Below are 22,298 nucleotides of genomic sequence, written 5' to 3'. Positions count from 1 at the left end.
CTATGCAATCACGATTAAAGCACAAGCTAGAGCAAGAAGCGGGGCAACATATTGATATGTCGCCACTACTTGATGTGGTATTTATATTGCTAATATTTTTTATTGTTACAACCGTATTTGTACGCGAAAGCGGCGTTGAAGTTGATAAACCACAAGCCGTATCGGCCAGTCGTCTTGAGCAACAAGTCATCTTTTTAGCAATAACCGACTCTCAACAAGTATTTTTTGATGGTAGCCAAATTGGTGTTGCTGGCGTGCGTAGTAGTGTCGAGCAAATGTTAAAACAGCAACAACGCCCTGTAGTTATTCAAGCTGATAAAACAGTACCTACTGAGTTACTTGTTCAAGTAATTGACGAAGCAAAGCTGGCAGGCGCGGCGCAAGTTAACTTAGCGACCAAGCAATAATATGCACACGATTAACCCGCTTCAAAAAACAAAAAACAATCGCCATCCACTTTTTGCATTTGGCCTTAGCTTAATTGTACTTAGCGCTGCATTACTGCTTTTATGGCTTGGGCAACTTGCAGAGCATCATATGCAAGATAAAGTGATTGTACGTGAGATTGCTATGGTGGCACTGCCACCACCTCCTCCACCATCAATATCGCAACAGCAAACAAGTGAGCCAATGCAGAGCTTAGCGGTAGAAGGTGCAGGCGCGTCTATTCAAGCCGTAAAAATTAAGATCACCAGCAATTTAACTATTGTAAAACCCGATACACCCAACGTAAAAGTAAGCGCGCCACAATGGCAATCAATGAGTGTAAATTGGGATGCATTTAGCTTAAATCAACTCGATGGTCTCCCAACTTTGCTCACTCCTGTTAAGGCCGTTTTACCAAAAAGCTTAACCCGTCGAGGTGTTGATGTATTTACTGTAAAACTCGATGTATTTATTGATGAAAGTGGCAAGTTAAGTTTAATTGAGGTAGTACAAAATCCATACCCTGAACTTAAACCAGCTATCGACAAAATTATTAAACAAAGCCGCTTTAGTGCACCTAAAAAAGAAGGTGAAACCGTACGCGCTCGCTTTATTTGGCCAATCGAATTTAAACCTTAAGCCTATTAAAATGAAAAACATGAATGTAATTAAAACGCTAAAACCATTAACTCGCGCAGTTATCACTACTTTGATGTGCTCACTCCCTTTATTAGGTGTAAGTAGCGTGCATGCAAGCGCCGTGAGTACACCATTAAAAAGTGCGCCACTAAAAGTAACGTTATCGCCTAGCGATCCAACATGGCAGTTAGCTATAAATAATAAATTACTGGGTCCTACAGAAGTTCTTATTGAGCCGACCGAGCGCGGTTTTGCTCGCCAAGTACAACCACTATTACAAGCCGGTAATTACAGTGAAGTTGCGGCGTTATTTAAAGGCCGTGATATAAGCCAAGATAGCACCGCTTTAAACTTATTACGTGCACAAGTACTGCTTTCAACAAAAGACTTTAATAACGCTGAACTAGCTTACTTAGCGTGTTTAAAAGCCTCACCTGATTTAGTAAAAGCACATCAAGGTTTGAGCCTTTTATACATGCAACAAGCAAAGTATGACAAGGCGCAAACGCACCTAGTTCACAGTATTGAACTTGGCCAAGCTGATGCACAAAGTTATGCGCAACTTGCTTATATACACGTGCAGCATAGCCAACCTTGGAGCGCAGTAGCGGCGTACCGCCAAGCGCTTATGCTAGCGCCAGAAACAAGCCAATACCAACAAGGGCTATTGTATGCGTTAATTGAATCGGGTGATTTAAGTCAGGCAAATGCATTATTAAAAGAATTACTTAATAAAAGCCCTGATAAAGCTGAACTTTGGCTACAACGTGCACAAATAGCACTACAGCTTGATCACAAAAAGCAGGCGCTTGCTGCTATTGAAGTGGCCTTAAAACTCAACCCTAAAGATACCAGCAACCAGCTTTTAGCTGCCCAGTTGCATTTAAGTGAAGGCAGCACTGAACGCGCTGTTAGTTTATTAAAGCAAGGTTTAACACACGCAAATAAAAAACAGCAAATTGAGGTTATTAATACCACGATGCAAACGCTAGCTTGGCTTGTATCGGAGCAAAAATGGGATTTAGCTAAAGAGCTAATAGGCAGCGCAAAAAGATTAACTAAGCAGCTACCCCGTGATGAACAAGCTCAATTTTCTGTATACAGCGCACAACTTGCTATGCAGCAAGGTAATACTACGCGCGCTCTTAACAGCTTAAATAACGCACTTAAAATAAACCCGAATTTAGGTGATGCCCTACTTAGTTTAGCCAGTATTTATCGCAGTAAAAATCAGCTTACCCAAGCAAAACTTATGTATGTTCGTGCACAAGCCCTACCTGATTATCAACTATCGGCATGGCTTGGATTATCGCAAATAGCGATTGATTCTAAAGACTATCCGAGCGCGTTAAAGCATCTTAGAAAAGCATTACAAACAAATCCGGAGCGCCAGGATTTAATTACCAACATTCGCGCCCTTGAGAATATAGTGCGCCAAGAAGGATAAGTTTAACGCCGTGGTTAAATTTGCTTGTAGATGCAGCGCTTGCTGGCGTGACGAGCAAAGCTCGTAATTTCTATATGCAATAAAATCTTAAGTGATTTGTTCACAAAGAGGCTAAGAGGGCGCTGCGCTTTAGAGAAGTAAAAATACATAATTACTATTGTTTTATGTCTTCTCATTTACTCCTCTTTTGCTTCTCTTTGTGCAATAAGATCTTAAGTGATTTATTCACAAAGAGGTTGAGAAGGCGCTGCGCTTTTCGCGTGAGCAAGCTCGTTTACAATATATATTAAAGCGTTACCAATTTTGCATTTCGACTATGCGTGATTGCGTGCGCGCATATTCAAAGCTCAACTTTTTACCTTTATACAAATGTTCAATGTCGGTTTGCGCATTTATTACCAGCAATTTATGGCAATCGTAAAATTCATCGACTAAGGCAATGAAGCGCCGTGCTTCGTCGTCAAATGTGTGCTCATCAAGCGTTTGTTTTTCGCGTTGGTAGCTATCTTCTATACCGTGAACAATAACTTTACCCGTTGCTTTAACACCCATTTGCGGCACGTTCGATACATATAACACATCAAATTGCGTTGCTAAAAACATATAATCGTTAGCACTACGCGGGCCGGAGCATAGCGCCATAAAATCAATCATCAAGGCATTATCGGCTCTTAATAAATAATGTAAATCGCGCCCATGCACAGTAATTGTATTGCTGCATGTTACAGCCGGATACGAAGCTAAAAACTCATTTTGAAAATCGCGTTTAGGTAAATTAATAAAATAGTGACGGCTGTTTTTACCATATCTAAAGCGGTGATCGTCCTCCCCTGCTACGTTAATTATATGGCAATGGTTATTAATTAAATCGATAGTAGGTAAAAATCGCGCCCGTTGCAGGCCGTTGTAATAAAGCTGCTCTGGCTTTGCATTCGATGTGGCCACCAGCACAACACCTTGTTCAAACAACGCATTGAACAATCTGGCCATAATCATGGCATCGCCAATGTCGCTCACAAAAAACTCGTCAAAACACAGTACTCGAATATTTTTAGCCCATTGTTTTGCAATTAGAATGAGTGGATTTTTTTGACCTTGTAGCTGCGAAAGTTGGGCATGCACTTGTGCTATAAAATGATGAAAATGCAGTCGCTGCTTTTGCTCAATAGATAGGTTTTTATAAAATAAATCCATTAACATGGATTTACCACGCCCTACGGGTCCATATAAATAAATGCCTTTTATTAAGGGTGCTTTTTGCCACCATGATGTGTGAGCTTGAAGTTGCTCGCTTAGCGTATTTAAAGCTTCCACCGCATTTTGCTGCGCAGCATCAAAACACAGTTCACCTGTGTCTATTTTTGCTTGGTAAAGGCTTAAAATTTGTGTGCTGTGCACTGTCATGGTATTTCACTATCGGCTATAATCGCGCCCATTGTAGCCGACTAAAAATGTGAACCAAAATGAAATTCCCTTGCCGCTTAGATAAATTTATTAGCCACTTAGCTGAAATACCGCGCACGCAAGCCCGCGCGAGTATAAAGCGAAAAGAAGTAAGCGTTAATGGCGAAGTAATCACATCACATAATTTTCAGCTAACCCAGCAAGATGAAGTACTGCACCAAGGTACGCCTTTGGTATTTTTAGGTAAACGCTATTACATGCTAAATAAACCTGTTGGCTATGTATGTGCTAACAGTGACGAGCTACATAAAACCGTTTTTGACTTACTTGATGAGCCAAATATGAGCGACTTTCATGTGGCAGGTCGCCTTGATATAGATACTACAGGGTTAGTTATTATTACTAATGATGGCGATTGGTCACATAAAATTACGTCGCCTAAAAGCAATAAATTTAAAACCTACCTAGTAGAAACTCAAGAGCCTATTACCGATGAAGCACTTGAGCAATTACGAACAGGTGTCATGCTGCATAACGAAAAAGATTTAACCCGCCCCGCTATAGCTGAAAGACTTGCTAATTACGGCCTGCGTTTATCAATAAGCGAAGGAAAGTATCATCAAGTTAAGCGTATGCTTTACGCAGTAGACAACAAAGTAGTTGAGCTACATCGCGAGCAGATTGCGGGAATTCCCCTAGATGAAAACTTGGCTAGTGGTGAATATCGACTATTAACAACTCAAGAAATCAAACTATAAAAGCGCTTTAAAGGAGCCTAAGTTTGGATATACTAGGGCGTGTTGAACTTTGTGGATTGAAATTTGTTCAATCTAGGGGCGATTTAATCGCGGCGCGAGGTTTGTAACCTAGTGGGCTAAGTAAAAATCGAGCAACAAAGAGTTAATCGCCCCTAGAAAGAACCCAAAGGGCAGAGCATGTTTGGCATTTATGCTGCGTTATCGCCTAATTATGGGGAATAACCACACTACATAGGCTCTGCCTTGCCTAAAAACCAAACATACTACTGCAAATTCAACCACCAACGTTCAACACGCCCTAACTAAAACAATATAGCCAAATTTTTACTTGAGCCTGTTGGCTTGCTCTACTAAAATAGCGCCCTTCAAAATCACTAAGGTCGGCCGTGTTAGTTAACTACAATCCCCCTATGAGTCCGTATTTAACAATACTTTTTCAGGATGACGACTTACTTATCGTTAATAAGCCAAGTGAGTTATTAACTGTTCCAGGTAAAGATCCTAAACATGCCGACAGCTTAATTAATCGTGTTAATCGTGTTTTTCCAACAGCGAGAATAGTACACCGCTTAGATATGGCGACTTCTGGCATACTGTGCCTTGCCATGAATAAAGCCGCGCACAGACATTTAAGTATGCAGTTTCAAGAGCGCGAAACAGCTAAACGTTACATAGCACGTGTATACGGACAACTTGAAGCTGAAACAGGATCAGTAGATTTACCCCTTATTTGTGATTGGCCTAATCGCCCTAAGCAAATGGTTGATCACGACAGAGGTAAACCTTCGCTTACGCATTTTAAAATACTTGAGCGTGAAGAAAATGCAACCCGTGTAGAGCTAACCCCCATCACTGGTCGCTCGCATCAACTACGTGTGCATATGTTAAGCCTTGGTCATCCTATTTTAGGTGATAGACTTTACGCTCATAAAGAGGCACTTGCTGCCGCTCCTCGCTTACAATTACATGCACAAATGCTGCAGTTGAAGCACCCAACCACTGAGCAAGTACTTACTTTTGAAGCCGAGCCTGAATTTTAACTGGCTCAAATACTTCGTAAATTATTAAACTTTTAGATAACTTTGCCGATACCTAACTAATTGTCATTAGTTAGGTGCGTTATGCTATTTTCACGGTTTTTAAAAGGCGCTTTTTATATACAGCTCAGCTGTGCGCTACTTTTAGCTAACCCTATCAGCGCGGCGGAACATATTGCCCCACCTAGCCTATCAAGTATTGAAAATAGCGACATTGAGCGACTTCTTCCAAGCGATGAAATAAAACCAATATTAGCGGGTGAAACAGAATTTTTAAGTCTTTATAGCGAATATATGAGCGCTGATTTTAGAGGAGTCGTATTACTTATACCCGATTGGCACTCTTCACCTACCAATAACTCAGGCATGAGTTACTTGCGTAAAGAGCTTAATAATTTAGGTTACAGCACCTACGCAATGACAGTGCCCGACATTGATTGGCAAACTAGTAAAATGGCAGAAACAACGCCCAGCGAAACCGAGGCTGCGCCGAGTAACGCCGAGGAACCTGCATCACCCGACACAACAGCAAACGCCCAATCGCAGCCTGCAAAAGTAAAAGAAGAACCTCATTACGTTAATGTAATTGAAAAAGTAACTGACGACATACTTGATAACTATAAAATAAATCTCATCTCTCGTTTTAATGCGCTGTATCAAACCGCTATGGAAGATTCGAGTAATATAGTGGTTATAGCACAAGGCACGAGTGCGGGTGTGTTGTTGGAGTACTATGCAGATTTTCCAGATGAGAGACTGGATGCGTTTATAAGTTTAAGCAGTTATCTACCTAATACCAAGCGTAACGAAAGCTTGAGCCAAACGGCATCACTTGTTGCACCCGCTTTGCTTGATATTTACTACGCAAATGACAGCACAGACATTTTAATGAGCCTTAAAAATCGTCAGCGCTGGGTTGAGCGAAATGCAAAGTTTGATTACCGCCAACGCCAGTTGTTTGGCCTGCGCGATCAACCCGATCAACACGCACGCCTAACAAAAGAAATAGACGGTTTTTTACGCCGACTTTTTTAAATACTCATAAGCAGCTTGAATATCTTGGCTCTTTTTAACAGCCAGTTCCATCATGTGTTTTGGTAGGCCTTGCGACACTAACTTATCAGGGTGGTGTTGCGACATAAGTTTACGATACGCTACTTTTATATCACGCTGCGTTGCATCGCTATTTAAACCTAATAACGCCAATGCTTGCGCACGGTTCATGTTATTATTTGGCGGTACATGGTGCCCAGAACCTTCACGGTAACTACTACTTTGACCTTGATTTTGTTGCTGCTGATTAAACTGCTGTTGTTGCTTTCTAAAGTTAAACTCTGCTTGGTAGCGCTTTAATACAAATGCAAAACGTGTTTTAGAAATACCTAACTGTTTACTTACTTCTGCTAGTAATTGCTTTTCTTGTTCAGCTAATACCCCGTCAGAAAATGCCATTTGAATTTGTATTTCTAAAAACAACTGTATTAGATCGTTTCGTTTAGCAAAGCGTTCTTTAAAATCGTGTACTGTTTCTTTAAGTGAAAAGTCGCTCTCTTTACCTGACTGAAATGCATGTTGTGCTTCGCGGCGTTCTTCGCCCTTTAAGCCCATTTCATCCATAAACAAGTTAGCCGCTTTTATATGTACTTCGCTAACTCGACCATTCGACTTCGCAATGTGCCCCATGACAGCAAAGCAACTTGAAAAGAATAAAGCTTGGCGCTCGTGAACATCGTCACCACTAAATAAGCTAGAAAAACCGCCTGCTTTATCAAAGTTATTTTTTAAGCTTTTATCAAATAAATGACCTAGGTATAAACCTAAAATAGCACCAAATATTTTGCCAAACATAAAGCCAAAACAAAAACCGAGAATTTTTCCCCACATCTATAATACTGCCTTCTTAAAAATTGAGTTGTTACGCCTCAAGGCGCGTGTTTAATTGGTTTAAACGCTCTGGTGTACCAATGTCATCCCATTGCCCTATATAGAGCTCAGTAGAGACTAAATGTTCATTTAGCTTTTCACGTAAAATAGGCCCTAAAGGGCGAATACCTTGCGTTAATCCTTTAAAAAAATCAGCCTGATAGCGGCCAATCCCCGAAAATGTATATTTTTGACTATCAGGCGACAAATGGCTCAACGCAAAGTCGCCATTAGGATTATGTGGCGGATTTTCTATAAGCACTATGTGCGCCTCTCCGGGCTGTAAATGGAGTTGCATTAGCGCACTTACATCATAGTCGGTGTATACATCACCATTGACTACAATGAACGAGTCACCCAACAGCGGTAACGCTTCAATTATACCGCCAGCCGTTTCAAGGCCACCTTCAACTTCTTGGCTGTAAAGTATATTTACACCAAATTGGCTGCCATCTTTAAAGTAGTCTTTTATTTTATCACCTTGCCACGCAAGGTTTATTACAATATCGGTAATGCCGGCAGCTTTCAGGTTATTTATATGGTGTTCAATAAGTGGTTTTTCTGCCACTTTTAACATTGGCTTTGGCATATTTTGCGTTAGCGGCATCATACGTTGCCCGCGCCCTGCCGCTAAAATCATCGCTTTCATGAGCGCTCCTTTGCTAACTTTTCAGTCACTTTGGGCACAATGGTATTTTTTGTCCACTCACTCAATGCTTTAAGCTCTGGATAATTTGCCGCTACTTCAATAATGTAATCAAGCGTCGGTAAAATATTATCTAAATAACCTGTTTTACCGTCGCGCAAATATAATCGACAAAATATACCCGCAGCTTTTAAGTGGCGCTGTAATCCGGTTAAATCAAACCAATATTTAAACTCCTCAAATGAAGTGTTAACCAGTAAATTTTGAGTCGTAAATTCTTGATAAGCAAAATCAAGCAAGCTTGTTAACTCTTGTTGAGGCAGTTTAAAGTAGCAATCGCGCAGTAGCGATACCAAGTCGTAGCAAAGCGGCCCGCGTACAGCATCTTGATAATCTATAATGGCCCACTGGCCGTTACTGTTCATAATATTACGGCTATGGTAATCGCGATGAACGGTAACAGTGGGTTGCTCAAGCATGGCCTTTATTAATAGATCTGAACTTGTTTGCCACATTATTTTTTGTTCGGCACTGAGTGACTCATTAATAAAGTCGCTTACTAACCACTGGCTAAATATATCAAGCTCTAGCTTTATAAAGTCTGCGTTATACGCTTGCATAGCAGAAGCTGTGGGCGTTTTTGCCCACTGAGCACTTAAACTAATTAATGCTTGGTAATGCTCGGTGCGGTTTGCATCATCAAGCATGTCAGCTAGGTGCGTACTGCCTAAATCACTGAGGATAAAAAAGCCCTGTTTCTCATCACTTGCAATAATAGTGGGAAGTAAAAAACCTTGCTCAACAAACACCTGGTTTAGCAAAATGTAAGGTTCGTTATTCACTTTTTTTGGATCTGAGTCCATCACTATTAAATGTTTATTATTGTGATTTAAACGATAATAACGGCGAAAGCTAGCATCCCCCGTGATCGCGTTTAAAGTATGCGACTTGGCATTAAGGTGTGTGTTTATAAATTGTTGTAAATTCTCAAAGCGTGTCATTTTATTAGATATCTATTTTTATAGGTCAATTACTGTAATTGCCATTATTTTCCTTTATTATGTGTATATTATATTAAACACAAAGTATTAAGGTCGATAAATGAGCAAAACCTGGGGCATATTGATGCTAAGCGTAGTTAGCGCACCATCGCTTGCCGAAACTGAACTGGCACACAACCTTTGTGGCATTTCAATGCAAACCAGAGCTTGGCAACCACTTGAAGGCCTTAACCTTGGTGAAGTTGATATCCAAGCTGATGATGTTGAGCTACTTGGCACTCAAAGCGCTGAATTTACCGGCAATGTTGATATTAACACCCTTAAGATGAGTTTGTCCGCACAAACTGCGTTGATAGACAAACAGCGTGGTTTATTAAATGCAACGGGGCCAATTACTTATCAAGACTACGTAAGTAAAGTAAACAGCACCGGATTAAATGCCGATTTAAATAATTCAGAAGTCAGTTTGTTAGGCGCCGACTACAGCCTAACCGAACAACAAGGTAAAGGCGGCGCTGAAAAGCTCACTGTTAATCAGTCTGGCCTATTACTCATGAATGCAAGCTTTACTACTTGCCCAAGTGACACCCCAGCATGGGAAATTGAAGCTGACGAAATAAACCTTTCACGCGAAGAAGGCTGGGGCGAAACATATAACGCCGTATTGCGTATTTTAGATACACCGGTTTTATATTTACCTTATTTTACATTCCCGCTAGATGAACGCCGTAAATCGGGCTTACTTACCCCGACTATTTCAAGTTCTGACAAATACGGCCTTGAAACAATTACGCCGTATTATTTAAATATTGCACCTAACTTTGATGCCACCATCACCCCTCGTTATATGTCTAACAAAGGGCTGCAATTACAAACAGAGTTTAGATACCTAACAGAGCAACACGAAGGCTTAGTAGGGATTGAATACTTAGATAGTGATGATTCTGAGCCTGATTTGAATGAACGCTACATGTTTCATTGGCAACAGCAAAGCTACCTAGGTGAAAACTGGCGCGCAAACGTTGATGTAACCAATGTGAGCGATGATAACTACATCACCGACTTAACTTCAAACTACGCAAGTAAAACCGATACTCAATTGTATCGTACTGGTTCACTTACCCATTTGGGTGATACATGGCGCACCGATATTAAAGTGCAAAACTTTGAAGTACTCGGCGATCACTTAGAATCATACACTGCAATACCACAAGTTAATTTTACGCAAACAGCGCCTTGGCGTTTTGATAATTTTGACTTTAGTGTGTCGGGCGAGATTAGCCATTTTACTAATGATTCATCAGAAGTGGCCATAGACAGCGCAACTCGTGTACACGTAGAGCCAAAAGCACGCTACAACTATGCTACGCATGCGTGGTCATTTTTGTCTGAAGTAAGCTTATTACAAACAAATTATAAGCAAAGCGGAAACTTAACCGGCACGCAATATAGCGATACCGTATCGCGTACTATTCCTAAAGTACGTTTGTATTCTCAGCTTAATTTTGAGCGTGACGCATCTTACTTTTTTGAAGATGGTATACAAACACTAGAGCCACAAATTCAGTATTTATATACACCTAATAAAGATCAGTCAGACATTGGCTTGTTTGATACAACCAAACTGCAAGATGATTATTATGGTTTATTTAGAGACGTGCGCTTTTCGGGTGTTGACCGTATAGCAGCTGCTAATCAGTTTACTTTAGGTGCTACAACGCGCTTATTTGATAAAAAACAAGAAGAAGTGTTTAACTTTAGTGCGGGCCAAATATTTTATTTAAGTGACGATGCTAAGCCAACAGAGCAAGGCTTAAACTCAGACACTAATTATAATGCACTATTTGCAGCTCAAACCATGTTACATTGGCACCGCCGTTGGTACCTCGCTGGAGGTATTCAATATGATACAGATGGCAAGCAAATGGTACAGTCAAATGTAACGCTTGATTATAAAGGTGATAATAATCAGCTAGTACAATTGAACCATCGCTATGCAAATGATGTCTCAGGAAATACAATCGAGCAAGCAGGTGTATTTACAAGTATTCCTATTAGCGACGAATGGCAATTTATTGCGAGCTATCATCGAGATCTTGAAAACAACAGAAGTATCGAAGTATTGAGCGGATTACAGTATGAATCATGCTGTTGGGCTATCCAAATTACTGGCCATCGCCAAATTGAAACTGATTTAAATCAGTCAATAGGACAAGAACAAGCAACTTTTGATTCAGGTATTAGTTTGAATTTTGTATTAAAAGGACTTGGCAGTAAAAGCCGTTATGATGCACAAAAATTATTACAACAAGGTATTTTTGGCTATCGTAGACCGTATTTTCTTAGTAACTAGAGTACTATCAGCAAGAGTAGTAAAAAGAATATGAATTTAAAAAAATTATTAACATCAGCAGTTTTAAGTGCCAGCCTTTGTCAAAGTGTAATGGCTGCACCAGTAGAAATAGATAAAGTTATTGGCGTTGTAAACCAAGGCGTAATTTTAAAAAGCGAAGTAGACACCATAATTGATCGTGTTAAAAAGCAAGCACAAGAACAAGGCCAGCAATTACCAAAAGATGAAACACTTCGTGTACAAGCTGTAGAGCGTTTAGTTAATCAAGCGCTTATGATGCAAATGGCTGAGCGTATGGGATTACAAATCTCAGACAGCCAACTCGATCAAACTCTCGCTAACATGGCAAAAGAGCAAGGCGGAACAATCGCCGACTTACGCCGCACTATTGAAGGTTCGGGCGAAAGCTTTCAAGCTTACCGTGAAGAAATTCGTAAAGAAATCACAACGCAGCAAGTAACACGTGCAAGCGTTGATCGTCGTATTTATATTAGCGAACAAGAAGTTGATAACCTTTTAAAAATTATGGAAACCCAAGGTCAAAGTGCTGAAGAGTACGACATTGGTCATATTTTAATAGATATCCCTAACGATGCGACAGCTGACGAAATTGCTGATGCAAAAACACGTGCAGATAAGGTTATTGAGCTATTAAACGATGGCCAAGAGTTTAAGCGTATTGCTATTTCATCATCAAGCGGCTCTAAAGCACTTGAAGGTGGACAACTTGGTTACATGGGCATTAACGAAATGCCATCGCTTTTTGCTGAAGCAGTAAAAGGCCAAAAGAAAGGCGCTATTGTTGGCCCACTTCGCTCTGGTGCTGGTTTTCATATCATTAAAGTACAAGACGTTCGTGGTCTACAAGTTGTAGAAACAACTGAAGTACGTTCACGCCATATACTTATTAAACCTTCAATTATTTTAAGTGAAGAAAAAGCACGCTCAATGCTTGCAGGCTTTGCAAAAGACTTACGTGCAGGAACAGCCGACTTTGGTGAACTTGCTAAAGAGTACTCAGAAGATCCAGGCTCTGCACTTAAAGGTGGCGAGTACGATTGGACAGATCCAACTACCTACGTACCTGCGTTTAAAGATACATTACTTTCTCTTAAAGAAAATGAAATAAGCGAACCGTTTAGAACACAGTTTGGTTGGCATATTGTGCAGTTACTTGGCAAACGTGTAGCTGATAAAACTGAACTAGCTAAACGTAACCGTGCTCATGGCATGTTGTTTAACCGTAAATTTAAGGAAGAAAGTTTTAACTGGCAGCAAGAAATGCGCGAGCAAGCTCACGTTGAAATTTTCCCTATAGACCAATAAATATGACTCTAAGAATTGCTATTACACCGGGTGAACCAGCCGGTATTGGCCCAGATCTGCTACTCACGCTTGCTCAGCAAGCGTGGGACGCTCAACTTATAGCGATTGCTGATGGCAAACTATTAAAAGAGCGTGCAAAGCATTTAGGCTTAACAATAAATTTAATTGAATTTGATGATAATGCCCCCGCCATAGCAGCACCTGCGGGCAGTTTGTATATTCATCAGGTTGATTTAGGTGCGGATGTAGAGCTTGGCGTACTAAACGACGGTAACGGCCAATACGTGTTAGATACCTTGCGTATAGCAAGCGAAAAAAACATGGATGGCACGTTCGATGCGGTTGTTACGGGCCCTGTTCACAAAGGCATTATTAACAAAGCGGGCATTTCATTTAGCGGACACACTGAGTATTTTGCGCAGCAATCAAATACTGCAGATGTAGTTATGATGCTTGCAACTGAAGGTTTACGCGTTGCACTTGTAACCACGCATATTCCACTTGCGTATGTGTCGCGTGCCATTACTCCTGAGCGCTTAACTAAAGTAGCGGGTATTTTAAATCACGACTTACAAACTAAGTTTGGGATAGAAAAACCACGTATTTTAGTGTGTGGCTTAAACCCACATGCAGGTGAAGATGGCCATTTAGGCCGTGAAGAAATAGAAACAATCACCCCAACGCTTGAAATACTTAGAAGCGAAGGGATGAATTTAATTGGCCCACTACCGGCCGATACCTTATTTCAACATAAATACCTATCTGAAGCAGATGCAGTACTTGCTATGTATCACGATCAGGGATTACCTGTGCTAAAATACAAAGGATTTGGTAAATCGGTAAATATTACCCTTGGCTTACCATTTATCCGCACCTCAGTTGACCACGGTACTGCTCTCGATTTAGCAGGGACTGGTACAGCTGACGTTGGCAGTTTTGAATTAGCGATCCGCGAAGCAATTAAGCTCGCCCAAGAAAAAGCACAAAATCAATGACCGATAAAGTACATTTAGGACACCGCGCTCGTAAGCGTTTTGGGCAAAACTTTTTATTTGATGAATCTATCATCGATAAAATAGTCTCTGCGATTGATCCTAAACCAGAAGACAACTTAGTAGAAATTGGCCCAGGCCTTGGCGCAATTACTGAGCCAGTAGCCGACTTAAGCGGCCATTTAACGGTTGTTGAATTAGATAAAGACTTAGCACAACGATTAATTGAACACCCATTTTTGGGTCCTAAATTAACCGTTAACCAAGGCGATGCAATGACGTTTGACTTTGCAAGCTTGGTTCGCGATGACAAAAAATTAAAAGTGTTTGGTAACTTACCTTACAATATTTCGACACCGTTATTGTTTCACCTTTTTGAATTTTCAGATCATATTGAGCACATGCACTTTATGCTTCAAAAAGAAGTAGTAAAACGCATGGTAGCAGGCCCAGGTAGTAAAACATTTGGTCGCTTAAGCGTAATGACTCAATACTACTGTAATGCAATGCCGGTTGTTGAAGTACCACCTGAGTGCTTTAAACCAGCGCCAAAAGTTGACTCTGCTGTTATTCGTTTAATACCTAAAAAGCCAGAGCAACGTACAGCAAAAAGCGTTAAAATTTTAAACACCGTGTGTTTAGAAGCATTTAACCAGCGCCGTAAAACGCTACGTAATAGTTTAGGTAACTTACTTACCGCAGAAGAACTAACTAGCATTGGCATTGATATAACGCTGCGTGCTGAGCGCTTATCTTTACAACAATTTATTGATATAGCTAACTGGATTTATGACAACAAGCAGTAACATTGGATCGCCTGTAAAGGTATCTGTCGAAACATTTTACGTAGAAGGCCAATCTCAACCTGAGCTTGAAAAATACGTATTTGCTTACTCGGTAACAATTAAAAACCATAGTTTATGCAGTGCAAAATTACTGAGCCGCTATTGGTTAATTACCGACGCAAATGGCAAACAAGTAGAAGTTGAAGGCGAAGGCGTTGTTGGCGAAATGCCAGATATTGGCCCAGGCGAAAGCTATAAATACACCAGCGGTGCAATTTTAGATACACCTGTAGGCACTATGCAAGGCCATTACACGTTACGCAACGAGTTTGGCTCTGAGTTTCAGGCGCCTATTAATGTGTTTCGTTTGGCTTGCCCTAACATTTTGCATTAAGCACTTAGATGGCAGATTATGCGATAGGTGATTTACAAGGGTGTTTTAGTGAATTTAACACCCTTTTACAACGGGTTGATTTTAACCCAAGTAAAGATCACCTATATTTAGTTGGCGACATAGTTGCTCGCGGGCCAGACTCCCTAGCCTGCTTAGACTATATTTACCAACATCAAAATAGCATGACCATTACTTTAGGCAATCACGACCTTCACATGGTTGCCTGCTACTTTCTTAACAAACCCACTAATCCAAAAGATAAATTAAACTCAATATTTGAAAGCCCTAAATTGGCTAACTACATCGCTTTTTTACAAACCCAGCCTTTGGCTTTAGAGCTTAAAAAACATAACTGCTTTATATCTCACGCGGGGTTAAATCCCGATTGGTCTGTTGAAGATGCGCTAAAACAAGCTCAATTTGCACAAAGCTGTTATCAATCAAGTAACGCAAAAGCGTTTTTTGAACACATGTACCAGGCTCACCCCGCTAGGTGGTCTAACACCCTTGATGACTTTGCAAAGTTTAGATACATAGTTAATTACTTTACCCGCATGCGTTTTTTAACAAGTGATAACAAACTCGAGCTTAATGCAAAGGGTGCAATAACCGACAGCGAAACTCTCACTCCTTGGTTTAACCACCCCAATATAGCTAAATCTAAACACGATATTATTTTTGGCCACTGGGCCGCTCTTGAAGGTAGAACAGGTAATTCACGGGTTCACGCCCTAGATACAGGCTGCGTATGGGGTAACACCATGAGCCTAATGGAGCTGAGTACTAAAAAAGTAATTGTAGAAAATTCCCACCTTTCGTCTAAATAAACTGAAAAAAAACAATACATCTGTTAGATTTATCAATTAATAGTTAAAATTAATTAAAGTAATTGATTTTAATTACTTAACTTATTGGTACAAACGCCGATAAGTCTTAATTGAAGTACTTTTTGAGTGGAAATCTTATGAACCTGACAGTAAGCCAGCGTATTTGGGGTGGTTTTATATTTATCACACTATTATTACTAATAATTGGTGGTAATTCCTTAATAAAAATTGCAAATATTGACCGTTCCACTCAAAAAGTGAACCAACTATCACTCCCAGCATTAAATAAAAGCTCTGAGCTACAAGCCGAATTTATTTTAATGAGTAAAGCCGCACAAGCGAGCTTTTACACAACATCAGCCAATGAGCTTGCGCCAATAAAAGCACAAGTTCTTGAGCAAAAACAGCAATTCAACACGCTGCACCGTGAGCTTCAAGACGTAGTAAAAAACGATGCTGCACTTAATCAAAGCAGCCAAAACGTAGAAAAAACTTATTTAAGCTTTTTAAGCACCGTTGAAAATTTATTAGCAGATAAAGGCAAGCAACTAGCATTAAATAAAACATTAAAAGCACAATTAGAAAACATAGAACTAAGTGCAGAAGATGCTAACTCTGTTGTACTCGACATTATCGACATTGACGGATTTGAACAAAACCACCCTCGCGCTTATCAAGCTGCAAATAATTTAGAAAACAACTTTATGTCGGTAGTTAGTAACAGCACCGACATGCTAACTGTTAAAACGCTTAACACTCTCGATATTGTTAAAAACGAGCAAACGTATTACCTTGAAGAAGTAGTACGCACCGTTGATTTAATTAAGCCAGCAATAGAGCAAACGCATAGCGACTTATATTCAAGCCTAAAAGAATATGTTGATATTTTAGAAACTAACATAAAGGGCAGTAACAGCTTAGCAGCAAACAAAAAACGTTTAATTGATTCGATTACGCTTACGCAATCAGAGCTTGCACAGTCAGAGCAAGCCACCAAAATGGCACTTAACCAAATTGACGAGCTAGTTAATCAAGCGAGTGACGTTGCGTTTAAATTACAACAAGGTGTGCGCAGCGATGTAGACTCAGCTAATTTATGGACCTGGGTTGGTATGGTTATAGCCACTCTTTTAGCAATTGTGATTGCCATTATTACTGTTAGCCGCATTACTAAACCACTTGCCGAAGTTAATCGCATTTTGGATATTGTTGCCAGTGGCGACATGACACAACGTTTAGACGACAGCGCTCAAGACGAGTTTGGCGAACTATCTAAAAGTTGTAATACACTAATTGACAGCCTACGCAGCCTAATTAAAGGTATTATTTCGCGCTCTACTCAGCTTGCAGCAGCATCAGAGCAAACATCGGCCATTACCTCAGAATCAAGCCAAGCAATTCGTAACCAACAAGCACAAGTTGAACAAGCAGCTACTGCAACAACCGAAATGAGCAGTACATCGCAAACAGTTAGTAACAGCGCTCAACAAGCGCTTAGCGAAATTAAAAATGCTGATAAAGAAGCTGAACGCGTTAAAGGTATTTCGAATAACAATAAAGCAACGATTGAACAGCTAGCACGTGAAGTAGACGACGCCTCACAAGTCATTAATAAACTGCATCAAGATAGCGCATCAATAGGCAGCATTTTAGATGTAATACGCGGAATAGCGGATCAAACTAACCTACTTGCACTAAATGCCGCAATTGAAGCTGCACGTGCAGGCGAATATGGCCGAGGCTTTGCTGTTGTAGCTGACGAAGTACGCTCTCTAGCAAGTAAAACTCAAGAGTCAACCCAAGAGATACAATCAATGATTGAATCGCTACAAACAGGCGCTGAAGCTGCCGTAACGGCAATGAGCAAAGGTAAGCAACGCGCTGTATCGTGTGTTGAGCAAACCGACCTAGCAAGTAGCGCACTTGATTCGATTACATTTGCAGTTTCGCAAGCCCACGACGTAAGTGAAGAAATTTCGACTGCAGCACTTGAGCAACAACAAGTAGCACAAGAAATTAGCGAACGCCTTGAGTCGATTGTAGCCATTGCAGAGCAAACAGCCGAAGGCGCAAATCAAACTAATATCTCAAGTTCAGAAGTAGCAAAACTTGCTGAAGAGCTTCGCTTGTCGGTAGACGAATTTAAAGTTTAAGTTTATTAAAACAATTAAAAAACCCCGATGGTACACAGTACCATCGGTTTTTTTGTTTATTAGGGCTTTAAAGTGAGGTATAAAACCTTACCGGTAAGCGCCGCTCTTACTCACGTAAAAACGCAATTTTAAACATTTATATTACCTACTTTTGCCTTCACTAAAGTGCAGCGCCCTCTTAACCTCTTTGTAAATAAATAACTTATAAATCTATTTTTTGTAGGTATAACTTATTAAATGCGTTCGCCACCTGCTTTATAGCAAAACACTACATGCAAAAACGCGCTCGAATTTAACGGATAGCCTATCACCTGCGAATGATAGCCTACTCCTATATATCCCCACTAATATATCGCTTTTTTCTTCCTTACTTAGGCGTTTATTGCTAACCTCGCGTTAACGTTTTTACTTAAACAAATTTTTGCTAACGGAATAATTATGCTCAAAAAAATATCACTGTTTATCGGGATGGCAATCAGTGCAAATGCTGTTGCTAAAGGTGGCGTATCACCCTACTTACCTTTAAATCAAGCCCCAGAACTTGAGCACCAAGTACAACGACTTTTAGCCGTGAGTAAAAACACACATATTATGAGTAAGCCCTATAAAGCTCACGATATTTATAGAGTACTGCAAACAGTAAGGCATACTTACCCAGAACTATATCAAACACTTTCGTACCAACTTAGCCCTTATATTCAAAGCGACGCGGGGGCATTTGCAAAAGTAACACTTGCTGCTGGCACAAAAGATAAAACACTGCCTAACCAACGCGGCCAAACCACTAAAACTAATTTAATTGTTGAAGGTGGCGCTTATGCTAACTTTGGCCGTTATTTTGGTGTAAGTGTTGCAGGCATAGCCAACGAAGACGAAATATTACCTACACAAAGCTTTTTTTACCTTGGCAATAAGTACGCGCAGCTAGATGTAGGTTACCGAGAGCATTGGTACTCACCATTTAACGACAGTGCCATGTTACTAAGCACACAAGCTAAAACAACCCCTTCTATAACGCTTAGCAATGTAGAGCCAATAACCAGCTTTAATATTCGTTACGATATATTTATTAGTAAAATGACAGAGCAACGTGGGATATTAAGAGAGGGAAGGCAAGATGGTGTAGCTAGGGTTTATGAACCAGGAAAACCATATTTGTTTGGCTTTCACACTAGCTTGGCAGCAACCGATAATTTAACAATAGGCTTAAGCCGCTTAATGCAGTTTGGTGGAGGCCCGCGAAGCGTTACAATTAAAGATTTTACAGAAGGATTTTTTAGTCCTGGTAGTAAAGATAATATCAATAGCGATGACGCTGAAGAGTTAGGTGAAGATTATGAGCTTGGGGATCAACTTGGCTCTATTACATTTGCCTACAGCAATAGTATTTATGCACTCCCTTATGAACTTTACGGTGAAGTAGCACTTGAAGATACATTGGGTGGTGGTAGAAATAACGCTTATAGCTTTGGTATTTACTTACCTTTTATAGCTAATAACCACAGCCTACGTTTTGAGCACAGTAATTGGCAAGTTGGCTGGTATAGTAACCACTTGTATTTAGACGGCAACCGTAACTCAGGGAATGTAATTGGCCACTGGGCCGGTGATGAACACGACTACACAGACTACACCCCTGCTAAATCGATGAGCGTAAACTGGCATTGGCAATTAAGTAAAATAGAAAGTTTAAATACCACCATCCGCATGCTTGAAAATAAAAACGAAGGGTATAAAACAAGTTATGAACTGCAAACAGCGTACACACGCAAGTTAAGTAAACCAATAATGGGTGCTAAAAGTTGGGGAGCTGAGCTATATCAAGGAAAGGATGTATACGGGGAAACATTTGCTAGGTTAGGTGTATTTGCTAATTTTTAATTGTGTGATTCATAGAGATCGTTTCAATATACTATGACGCTATGAACAAAGAAATTAAACAACGTTTAAAGTGGATTGAGCTTTACGAAAAACTAATAATGCGGGCCTAGTTTGTCGTCGGTGTGGAATTTCTAGGCCCACTCTTCGAAAGTGGTATAAGCGATACAAAGAGAAGGGACTAGACGGCCTACAGGACGTTTCTAGACGCCCGCACAGCTCCCCAAACACTAAAATTAATAATCGAATTGAAGAGTGGATTCTTAAACTCAGAAAAAATAGAAAACTGGGTGCCAGAAGAATTCAAAATGAGCTTCTTCGCGAGCATAATTTTCAGCTATCGCTTGCTTCAATTCACAAAGTGCTGACCAAACATGAGGTAAAACCAATAGTTTTTCAGCGGAAGAAAAAAGACTTCATTCGATACCAAAGACCTATTCCTGGTGACCGAGTTCAGATGGATACATGTAAAATTGCACCAGGGATTTATCAATATACTGCTGTTGATGATTGCTCTAGATATCGCGTGTTGGACGTTTTTAAGCGTAGAACGGCAGCCAATACTCTTACCTTCATCGATAAGGTAATAGAAGAAATGCCATTCCCGATACAGCGAGTTCAAACTGATCGCGGAACGGAGTTTTTTGCTGAAAAAGTACAGCTCAAATTGATGGAGCATGGCATTAAATTTCGCCCCAATAAGCCAGGCTCTCCTCACTTAAATGGCAAAGTTGAAAGGTCACAAAGAACTGATAAGGAAGAGTTTTATTCGACCGTTAATTTGGATTTGGACGAACTCAAAAATGAAACGTTACCTGAGTGGCAGCATTACTACAATTGGCAACGCGCTCACGGCTCATTCAAAGGTAAAACTCCAATGGATGTTGTATGTGAACGGCTTGAAAAAACACCGCTTTGGGAAGACGTTCACGCTAACTACGAAACTGAAAATGAACGCATTCAGTTATCGAATTATCAGCGTGATCTTCAACTACGAAAAGTGAAATGATGTCTATGAATCACACATTTTAATACCCTTGTTGGCGCGAATTTACTTCGCGCTCATGTAATCTAACATTACAAAAGCGAGGTATAAAACCTCACCTACAACATATGCACACCCTGTAGGTGCGAATTTACTTCGCGCTCAGCTAACTTAACTTTATTAAAAGCCAATAAAAAAACACTGTCTTAAATTTAAAACAGTGTTTTTAAATGACTTACAAGTTGTAACTTTTATTTATAAAAGTCTTTATACCACTTAATAAGCTCACTTACGCCTTGCTGAACACCTACTTGCGCTTTATAACCTGTTGCATTAAATAAATCTGTAGTATAAGCATAAGTTTTATAAACATCGCCAGCTTGCATTTCACGGAAGTTCTTTTTAGCTTCAGTACCTAGTTCAGCTTCAATGGCTTCAATAAACTTCATTAGGTTTATTGGGCTACCGTGGCCAATATTATAAACCGCATACGGAGCGGAGCTAGAAGCAGGCGAACCAGTTTCAACTCTCCAATCTGGGTTTGCAACAGGTATAACATCGGAAGCACGAACAACACCTTCTACTATGTCATCAATGTAAGTAAAGTCACGCCACATATCGCCGTTGTTATTTATATCAATAGTGTCGCCGGCAAGTATTTTTTTAGTAAAAATATACGGTGCCATATCTGGGCGACCCCATGGGCCATAAACAGTAAAAAAGCGTAAGCCTGTTGTAGGTAAGCTATATAAATGAGAATAACTATGCGCCATTAGCTCATTCGCTTTTTTAGTTGCAGCATAAAACGACACTGGGTGATCGACACTGTCGGTTGTTTCAAACGGTGTTTTTTCGTTTAAGCCATATACAGAGCTAGATGAAGCATAAACCAAGTGCTTAACTTTAGTATTACGACATCCTTCAAGCACATTTAAATGCCCTACTAAGTTAGAGTCTGCATAAGCATCAGGGTTTTCTATTGAATACCTAACACCGGCTTGCGCCGCTAAATGTATTACTTTATCAAACTGCTGTGTTTTAAATAACTCGCTCATTGCTGGGCGTTCACTTATATCAAGCTTAATAAATGTAAACGCTTCATGGCTTTCAAACTGCGCTAAACGAGCTAGTTTTAAATTTACATCGTAATAATCGTTAAGGTTATCAATACCGACTACTACATGGCCAGCCGCTAACAATTTTTGACATGTTGCCGCGCCAATAAAACCAGCAGCACCCGTTACTAAATATTTCATAATTTCCTAATCTTTAAGCTGATAAAGTTGAAAGTTGAAAGTTGAAAGTTGAAAGTTGAAAGTTGAAA

The 22,298-nt window shown here is 40.2% G+C and carries 19 protein-coding genes and 1 pseudogene; 15 read left to right on the top strand and 5 right to left on the bottom strand.

All coding sequences use genetic code 11. From position 1 onward, the window contains the following. Positions 1-2: 2 nt before the first annotated feature. The 3 genes from H5116_RS05390 to H5116_RS05380 are packed head-to-tail and all read left to right on the top strand — an operon-like array spanning position 3 to position 2,512. Entirely contained in the window at positions 3-407 is a 405-nt protein-coding gene (locus H5116_RS05390; protein ID WP_010555259.1) for a biopolymer transporter ExbD, read from the top strand. A 1-nt stretch (position 408) separates the two neighbouring features. After that, a complete protein-coding gene (locus tag H5116_RS05385; RefSeq protein ID WP_182715698.1) occupies positions 409-1,065 on the top strand; it encodes an energy transducer TonB in 657 nt (218 codons plus the stop codon). Between the two features lie 19 nt (positions 1,066-1,084). Next, positions 1,085-2,512, top strand: a complete 1,428-nt coding sequence (locus tag H5116_RS05380; RefSeq protein ID WP_182715755.1) for a lipopolysaccharide assembly protein LapB — start codon at positions 1,085-1,087, stop codon at positions 2,510-2,512. Between the two features lie 294 nt (positions 2,513-2,806). Here the strand turns inward: H5116_RS05380 and zapE are convergent, their stop codons facing one another. Continuing rightward, the gene (zapE, locus tag H5116_RS05375; RefSeq protein WP_182715697.1) at positions 2,807-3,916 is read right to left on the bottom strand and encodes a cell division protein ZapE; all 1,110 of its coding nucleotides are present in this window, start codon (positions 3,914-3,916) and stop codon (positions 2,807-2,809) included. A 59-nt stretch (positions 3,917-3,975) separates the two neighbouring features. Between zapE and rsuA the strand changes: the two genes are divergently transcribed. The 3 genes from rsuA to H5116_RS05360 all read left to right on the top strand — a co-directional run bounded on the left by rsuA (position 3,976) and on the right by H5116_RS05360 (position 6,746). Beyond that, the gene (gene rsuA, locus H5116_RS05370; RefSeq protein WP_182715696.1) at positions 3,976-4,674 is read left to right on the top strand and encodes a 16S rRNA pseudouridine(516) synthase RsuA; all 699 of its coding nucleotides are present in this window, start codon (positions 3,976-3,978) and stop codon (positions 4,672-4,674) included. Between the two features lie 386 nt (positions 4,675-5,060). Further along, positions 5,061-5,714 (top strand): bifunctional tRNA pseudouridine(32) synthase/23S rRNA pseudouridine(746) synthase RluA, encoded by a 654-nt coding sequence (rluA, locus tag H5116_RS05365; RefSeq protein WP_170071657.1) that lies wholly within the window; start codon positions 5,061-5,063, stop codon positions 5,712-5,714. 81 nt (positions 5,715-5,795) lie between these two features. Next, positions 5,796-6,746, top strand: coding sequence for a DUF3530 family protein (locus tag H5116_RS05360; RefSeq protein WP_182715695.1), 951 nt, complete (start codon positions 5,796-5,798; stop codon positions 6,744-6,746). On the opposite strand, the gene djlA is transcribed toward H5116_RS05360, so the two are convergent. The 3 genes from djlA to H5116_RS05345 are packed head-to-tail and all read right to left on the bottom strand — an operon-like array spanning position 6,729 to position 9,281. After that, positions 6,729-7,595 (bottom strand): co-chaperone DjlA, encoded by an 867-nt coding sequence (djlA, locus tag H5116_RS05355; RefSeq protein ID WP_165734652.1) that lies wholly within the window; start codon positions 7,593-7,595, stop codon positions 6,729-6,731. The two genes, H5116_RS05360 and djlA, sit on opposite strands and share 18 nt — an antisense overlap. Before the next feature lie 31 nt (positions 7,596-7,626). Next, positions 7,627-8,283, bottom strand: a complete 657-nt coding sequence (murU, locus tag H5116_RS05350) for an N-acetylmuramate alpha-1-phosphate uridylyltransferase MurU (RefSeq protein WP_182715694.1) — start codon at positions 8,281-8,283, stop codon at positions 7,627-7,629. Continuing rightward, the gene (locus H5116_RS05345) at positions 8,280-9,281 is read right to left on the bottom strand and encodes an aminoglycoside phosphotransferase family protein (protein ID WP_182715693.1); all 1,002 of its coding nucleotides are present in this window, start codon (positions 9,279-9,281) and stop codon (positions 8,280-8,282) included. The genes murU and H5116_RS05345 overlap by 4 nt, the downstream gene beginning before the upstream one ends. Positions 9,282-9,381: 100 nt before the next feature. Between H5116_RS05345 and lptD the strand changes: the two genes are divergently transcribed. The 9 genes and pseudogenes from lptD (at position 9,382) to H5116_RS05300 (ending at position 20,998) form a co-directional block, all read left to right on the top strand. Beyond that, entirely contained in the window at positions 9,382-11,634 is a 2,253-nt protein-coding gene (lptD, locus tag H5116_RS05340; RefSeq protein ID WP_039485527.1) for an LPS assembly protein LptD, read from the top strand. A gap of 30 nt (positions 11,635-11,664) precedes the next feature. After that, positions 11,665-12,960, top strand: coding sequence for a peptidylprolyl isomerase SurA (surA, locus tag H5116_RS05335; RefSeq protein ID WP_002960833.1), 1,296 nt, complete (start codon positions 11,665-11,667; stop codon positions 12,958-12,960). A gap of 2 nt (positions 12,961-12,962) precedes the next feature. Continuing rightward, complete coding sequence (gene pdxA, locus H5116_RS05330) at positions 12,963-13,955, top strand: 4-hydroxythreonine-4-phosphate dehydrogenase PdxA (protein WP_024589800.1); 993 nt, start codon at positions 12,963-12,965, stop codon at positions 13,953-13,955. Next, positions 13,952-14,758: a 16S rRNA (adenine(1518)-N(6)/adenine(1519)-N(6))-dimethyltransferase RsmA gene (rsmA, locus tag H5116_RS05325; protein ID WP_002960838.1), complete on the top strand. Its 807-nt coding sequence runs from the start codon at positions 13,952-13,954 to the stop codon at positions 14,756-14,758. Before pdxA ends, rsmA begins: the two co-directional genes overlap by 4 nt. Beyond that, positions 14,742-15,131, top strand: a complete 390-nt coding sequence (apaG, locus tag H5116_RS05320; protein WP_002960839.1) for a Co2+/Mg2+ efflux protein ApaG — start codon at positions 14,742-14,744, stop codon at positions 15,129-15,131. Before rsmA ends, apaG begins: the two co-directional genes overlap by 17 nt. Before the next feature lie 8 nt (positions 15,132-15,139). Then, positions 15,140-15,958 carry a symmetrical bis(5'-nucleosyl)-tetraphosphatase gene (locus H5116_RS05315; RefSeq protein ID WP_024589801.1) on the top strand — a complete coding sequence of 273 codons (819 nt, stop codon included), beginning with the start codon at positions 15,140-15,142 and terminating at the stop codon, positions 15,956-15,958. 137 nt (positions 15,959-16,095) lie between these two features. Further along, entirely contained in the window at positions 16,096-18,111 is a 2,016-nt protein-coding gene (locus H5116_RS05310) for a methyl-accepting chemotaxis protein (RefSeq protein ID WP_182715692.1), read from the top strand. A 438-nt stretch (positions 18,112-18,549) separates the two neighbouring features. Next, a complete protein-coding gene (locus H5116_RS05305) occupies positions 18,550-19,992 on the top strand; it encodes a capsule assembly Wzi family protein (protein WP_182715691.1) in 1,443 nt (480 codons plus the stop codon). A gap of 41 nt (positions 19,993-20,033) precedes the next feature. After that, positions 20,034-20,998: pseudogene (locus H5116_RS05300) on the top strand (IS481 family transposase). A 227-nt stretch (positions 20,999-21,225) separates the two neighbouring features. On the opposite strand, the gene H5116_RS05295 reads toward H5116_RS05300, so the two are convergent. Beyond that, the gene (locus H5116_RS05295) at positions 21,226-22,230 is read right to left on the bottom strand and encodes an NAD-dependent epimerase (RefSeq protein WP_182715690.1); all 1,005 of its coding nucleotides are present in this window, start codon (positions 22,228-22,230) and stop codon (positions 21,226-21,228) included. Positions 22,231-22,298 lie beyond the last annotated feature (68 nt).

The organism is Pseudoalteromonas sp. SG45-2 (assembly GCF_014164115.1).
GTDB classification, from domain to species: domain Bacteria; phylum Pseudomonadota; class Gammaproteobacteria; order Enterobacterales; family Alteromonadaceae; genus Pseudoalteromonas; species Pseudoalteromonas distincta.
This window is presented reverse-complemented; position numbering and strand designations above follow the sequence as displayed.